Origin of the sequence: Rhizobacter sp. (assembly GCF_031412495.1) — a bacterium.
GTDB lineage: Bacteria > Pseudomonadota > Gammaproteobacteria > Burkholderiales > Burkholderiaceae_C > Schlegelella_A.
This window is the reverse complement of the sequence record NZ_JANODC010000536.1, coordinates 1-5,583: the sequence shown is the minus strand read 5'-3', so window position 1 is coordinate 5,583 and position 5,583 is coordinate 1. Positions and strand designations below refer to the sequence as shown.

Sequence of the window (5,583 nt, the reverse complement as noted above, 5' to 3'; positions counted from 1 at the left end):
GCGGCCGCAGTGCTCTTCTCCGGCGCTGCGCTGGCACAGGAGAAGACCCTCCGCATCGCCATGACGGCGGCCGACATCCCGCGTACGCTCGGCCAGCCGGACCAGGGCTTCGAGGGCAACCGCTTCACCGGCATCCCGATGTACGACGCGCTGACGCATTGGGACCTGTCCAAGAGCGATGCACCGAGCGTGCTGATTCCGGGACTGGCGTTGTCGTGGACGGTGGATGCGAAGGACAAGACCAAGTGGGTCTTCAAGCTGCGCCCCGGCGTGAAGTTCCACGACGGCTCGGCCTTCAACGCCGACGCCGTGGTCTGGAACGTGCGCAAGGTCCTCGACAAGGACGCGCCGCATTTCGACGCCAGCCAGGTCGGCGTCACCGCCTCGCGCATGCCGACGCTGCGCTCGGCGCGCAAGATCGACGACGCCACGGTCGAGCTCACCACGAGCGAGCCCGACGCCTTCCTGCCGCTGAACCTGACCAACCTGTTCATGGTCTCGCCGTCGCACTGGCAGAAGAAGTACGACGCGACGCCGGCCAGCCAGGCCGCGGCCGATCGCGTCAAGACCGCGTGGGCGGCCTTCGCCGCCGACTCGTCGGGCACCGGCCCGTTCAAGATGGCGCGCTTCGTGCCGCGCGAGAGCCTGGAACTCGTCGCCAACAAGGCCTACTGGGACCCGAAGCGCACGCCGAAGATCGACCGCGTCGTGATGCTGCCGATGCCCGAGGCGAACGCGCGCACCGCGGCGCTGCTGTCGGGCCAGGTCGACTGGATCGAGGCGCCCTCGCCCGACGCGATGGCGTCGATCCAGGGCCGCGGCCACAAGATCTATTTCAACCAGCAACCGCACGTCTGGCCGTGGCAGCTGTCGTTCGCCGAGGGCTCGCCCTGGCTCGACAAGCGCGTCCGCCAGGCCGCCAACCTGTGCGTCGACCGCACCGGCCTGCTCAAGCTGCTGGGCGGCATGATGGGCGTGCCGCAGGGAACGGTGCCGCCCGGTCATCCGTGGTGGGGCAATCCGAAGTTCGAGATCAAGCACGACGTCGCCGCGGCGAGGAAGCTGATGGCCGAGGCCGGCCACTCGCAGGCCAAGCCGCTGAAGGTGAAGGTCCAGATCTCCGCCTCGGGCTCGGGCCAGATGCAGCCGCTGCCGATGAACGAGTTCGTGCAGCAGTCGCTCAAGGCCTGCCATTTCGACGTGCAGTTCGACGTCATCGAATGGAACACGCTGTTCACCAACTGGCGCAAGGGCGCGAAGGATCCGTCGGCCAACGGCGCCAACGCCATCAACGTCAGCTTCGCCGCGATGGACCCGTTCTTCGCCATGGTCCGCTTCACCAGCACCAAGGCGTTCCCGCCGGTCTCCAACAACTGGGGCTACTTCGGCAATGACGAGTTCGACAAGCTGATCGCCGACGCCCGCACCAGCTTCGACGACAAGGCGCGCGACGCGGCGCTGGCCAAGCTGCATGCGCGCATCGTCGAGGAAGCGCCCTTCGTCTGGATCGCCCACGACGTCGGCCCGCGGGCCCTCTCGGCCAAGGTGAAGAACGTGGTCCAGCCGCGCAGCTGGTTCATCGACATCGCCACGATGACGATGGAATGACCCCGGCCCGGGCTGCACCCCGCAGCCGGGTCGGCGGCCGGAGGGTGAACGCGTGATCGCCTTCCTGCTGCGCCGCCTGCTCTACACCCTGCCGATCATGCTGGGGGTGGCGCTGGTCTGCTTCGCGCTCGTCCACCTCGCGCCGGGCGACCCGCTGGTCTCGATCCTGCCGCCGGACGCCTCGGGCGAGCTGCAGGAGCAGCTGCGCCGGCTGTACGGCTTCGACCGCTCCTACCCGGAGCAGTTCGCGTCCTGGGTCTGGCGCGCCCTGCACGGCGACCTCGGCACCTCGATCGCCAGCGGCCGTTCCGTCGCCGACGAGGTGCTGAAGGCCGTCGGCAACACGCTGCGCCTGGCGGTGTTCGCAACGCTGGTCGGCTTCGCCTTCGGCTCGCTGTTCGGCTTCGTCGCCGGTTACTTCCAGAACTCGTGGGTCGACAAGGCGGCGTCGCTGACGGCGGTGCTGGGCGTCAGCGTGCCGCACTACTGGCTCGGCATGGTGCTGGTCATCGTCTTCACCGTGCAGCTGCCGTGGCTGCCGCCGGGCGGCGCCGGCCCCGGCGGCTCGGCCGACTGGCTCTGGAACTGGGAGCACATGAAGCACCTCATCCTGCCGGCCCTGACGATGAGCGTGATCCCGATGGGCATCATCGCCCGGACGGTGCGCGCCCTCGTCGCCGAGATCCTGGCGCAGGAGTTCGTCGTCGGCCTGCGCGCACGCGGCCTCACCGATGTCGGCGTCTTCCTGCACGTGGTCAAGAACGCCGCCCCCACCGCGCTGGCCGTGATGGGCCTTCAGCTCGGCTACCTGCTCGGCGGCTCGATCCTGATCGAGACCGTGTTCTCGTGGCCCGGCGCGGGCTTCCTGCTGAACTCGGCCATCTTTCAGCGCGACCTGCCGCTGCTGCAGGGCACGATCCTGGTCCTGGCGATGTTCTTCGTCGTCCTCAACCTCGTCGTCGACATGGTGCAGAGCCTGCTCGACCCGCGCATCGCGCGCGCCTGACCTCCTACCGCCCGGAAGCCTCACGATGGCCGACCTCGCAATCGATGCACCCCGCGTGACGGCGCTCCCCTTCGAGCGCTCGCCCGGCTACTGGGAAAGCGTCGGCCGGCGCCTGTTGCGCGACCCGACTGCCCTGGCCGCGGGGGCGATGATCGGCGTGCTGCTGCTGCTCGTCGCGTTCGGCCCCCTGCTCGCACCGGCCGACCCGTACGCCGCCTCGATGCTCAACCGCCTGAAGCCGATCGGCTTCGAGAGCCACCCGCTCGGCACCGACGAGCTCGGCCGCGACATGCTGTCCCGGCTGATGGTCGGCGCGCGCCTGTCGCTCTTCATGGGCATCACGCCGGTGGTGCTGGCCTTCGCGCTGGGTGCCACGATCGGCATCGTCGCGGGCTACGCCGGCGGGCTGGTCAACACGCTGGTGATGCGTACGGTCGACGTGTTCTACGCCTTCCCCTCGGTGCTGCTGGCGATCGCCCTGTCGGGCGCGCTCGGCGCCGGCATCACCAACTCGCTCATCTCCCTGACGGTGGTGTTCATCCCGCCCATCGCGCGGGTCGCAGAGAGCGTGACGACGCAGATCCGCAGCCGCGACTTCGTCGAGGCGGCGCGCGCCTCCGGCGCCAACGCCTTCACGATCGTGCGCGTGCACGTGCTCGGCAACGTGCTCGGCCCGATCTTCGTCTACGCCACCAGCCTGATCGCCGTTTCGATGATCCTGGCCTCGGGCCTCAGCTTCCTCGGCCTCGGCGTCAAGCCGCCCGAGCCCGAGTGGGGCCTGATGCTGAACACGCTGCGCACGGCGATCTATGTCCAGCCCTGGGTGGCGGCGCTGCCCGGGGCGATGATCTTCTTCACCTCGATCACCTTCAACCTGCTCTCCGACGGGCTGCGCTCGGCGATGGAGATCAAGGCGTGAGCGCCGCGGCGGCCGACGATGTCGGCGGCGCGGCCTCGCCGCTGCTCGGCGTGCGCGGCCTGGTCAAGCACTTCCCGCTGAAGAAGGACGTCTTTGGCGGCGGCGGCGGCGTGGTGCGCGCGGTCGACGGCGTCGGCTTCGACGTGATGAAGGGCGAAACCCTGGGCGTCGTCGGCGAGTCGGGCTGCGGCAAGAGCACCACCGCGCGGCTGCTGATGCACCTCATCGACCGCGACCGCGGCGAGATCGTCTTCGACGCGCGCACCGTCGGCTCCCGCGACCTGCCGCTGAAGGAGTTCAGGCGGCAGACCCAGATGGTCTTCCAGGACAGCTACGCCTCGCTCAACCCGCGCCTGACCATCGAGGACGGCATCGCCTTCGCGCCGCAGGTGCACGGCGTCGGCCGGGCCGCGGCGGTGGCGCGCGCCCGCGACCTGCTGGCGCGGGTCGGCCTCGAACCGCGGCGCTATGCCGAGCGCTACCCGCACGAGCTCTCGGGCGGCCAGCGCCAGCGCGTCAACATCGCCCGCGCCCTGGCCCTGCAGCCTCGCCTGATCCTGCTCGACGAGGCGGTGTCGGCGCTCGACAAGTCGGTCGAGGCCCAGGTGCTGAACCTGCTGCTCGACCTGAAGGACGAGTACGGCCTCACCTACCTCTTCATCAGCCACGACCTCAACGTCGTGCGCTGCATCTCCGACCGCGTGATGGTCATGTACCTCGGCCAGGTGGTCGAGATCGGCGCCAGCGAGGCGCTGTTCGAGCGGCCGCTGCATCCCTACACGCGCGCCCTCCTGTCGTCGATCCCGTCGATGGACCCGGATCGCCGCGCCGAGCAGGCGCCCTTGGCCGGCGATCCGCCGAATCCCATCGATCCGCCGCCGGGCTGCCGCTTCCACACGCGCTGTCCGCACGCCGAGCCGGTGTGCGCGCAGCGCGTGCCGGCGCTCGTCGGCGGCGCCCACGGCCACCCGGTGGCCTGCCTCATGCACGAGGCGGGCAGCGGCCACAGCGCGGCGCCGCGCTCGCTGCAGGAGGCCGCCGCTTGAACGACAACGGCGAGACCGGCCATCCTTTCGGCGCGAGCACCGGCGTCGCTGGCGGCGACCGCCCCTTCGTCGACATCCGCGGCCTCACCGTCACCTTCACCGGAGGCCGCCGACCGGTGCACGCGGTCGACGGCGTCGACCTGCAGGTCGGGCGCGGCGAAGTGGTGGCGCTGATCGGCGAGTCGGGATCGGGCAAGAGCGTGACCCTGCGTTCGCTGCTGCGCCTGCACGCGGCGCGGCGCACCACGATCGGCGGCCAGGTGCGCGTCGGCGATCACGACGTGCTGGCGCTGTCCGCGCGCGCCCTGGCCGACTTCCGCGGCCGGGTCGCGTCGATGATCTTCCAGGAGCCGCTGCTCGCGCTCGACCCGGTGTACACGCTGGGCGCGCAGATCGTCGAGGCCATCCGCCGCCACGAGCCGATCGGCCACGCCGAGGCGCGGGCGCGCGCCCTGGCTCTGTTCGAGCGCGTCCGCATCCCGAGCCCGGAGCGCCGCCTCGACGCCTACCCGCACGAGATGAGCGGCGGCATGCGCCAGCGCGCGATGATCGCGCTCGCCCTCGCCTGCCGACCGCAGCTGCTGCTCGCCGACGAGCCGACGACCGCCCTCGATGCCACGGTGCAGATCCAGATCCTGCTCCTGCTGCGCGAGCTGCAGCGCGACCTCGGCCTCTCGGTGCTGTTCGTGACGCACGACATCGGCGCCGCGCTCGAGGTCGCCGACCGCATCGCCGTGATGTACGCCGGCCGCATCGTCGAGGAAGGCACGGCGCGCACGCTGATCCGCGCGCCGCGCCATCCCTACACGATCGCGCTGCTGAAGAGCCGCGCGCACGGTGCACTGGCACAGGGGCACCGGCTTGAGACGATCGGCGGCGCGCCACCCGACCTCTCGGCCCTGCCGCCGGGTTGCGCCTTCGCCGAGCGCTGCCCGCTTGCGATCGACGCGTGCCGGCAGACCCGGCCGCCGCTGGTGCATCTCGGCCCCGTGCACCGGGCCCGC

At 70.8% G+C, this 5,583-nt stretch carries 5 protein-coding genes; all 5 read left to right on the top strand.

From position 1 onward, the window contains the following. The first annotated feature begins 9 nt into the window (after nucleotides 1–9). A complete protein-coding gene (locus AC30N0_RS19925; RefSeq protein ID WP_489519620.1) occupies nucleotides 10–1,608 on the top strand; it encodes an ABC transporter substrate-binding protein in 1,599 nt (532 codons plus the stop codon). Between the two features lie 52 nt (nucleotides 1,609–1,660). Further along, nucleotides 1,661–2,614, top strand: a complete 954-nt coding sequence (locus AC30N0_RS19920; protein WP_489519618.1) for an ABC transporter permease — start codon at nucleotides 1,661–1,663, stop codon at nucleotides 2,612–2,614. Between the two features lie 25 nt (nucleotides 2,615–2,639). After that, the gene (locus AC30N0_RS19915) at nucleotides 2,640–3,533 is read left to right on the top strand and encodes an ABC transporter permease (protein ID WP_489519617.1); all 894 of its coding nucleotides are present in this window, start codon (nucleotides 2,640–2,642) and stop codon (nucleotides 3,531–3,533) included. Then, nucleotides 3,530–4,579, top strand: a complete 1,050-nt coding sequence (locus tag AC30N0_RS19910) for an ABC transporter ATP-binding protein (RefSeq protein ID WP_489519616.1) — start codon at nucleotides 3,530–3,532, stop codon at nucleotides 4,577–4,579. Before AC30N0_RS19915 ends, AC30N0_RS19910 begins: the two co-directional genes overlap by 4 nt. Before the next feature lie 74 nt (nucleotides 4,580–4,653). Continuing rightward, on the top strand, nucleotides 4,654–5,583 hold a 930-nt coding region (locus AC30N0_RS19905; protein ID WP_489519619.1), incomplete at its 3' end, for an ABC transporter ATP-binding protein.

What these genes read in the sequence shown, in the direction of transcription:
- AC30N0_RS19915 (WP_489519617.1), top strand. Translation starts at nt 2,640, where the DNA reads ATGGCCGACCTCGCAATCGATGCACCCCGCGTGACGGCGCTCCCCTTC.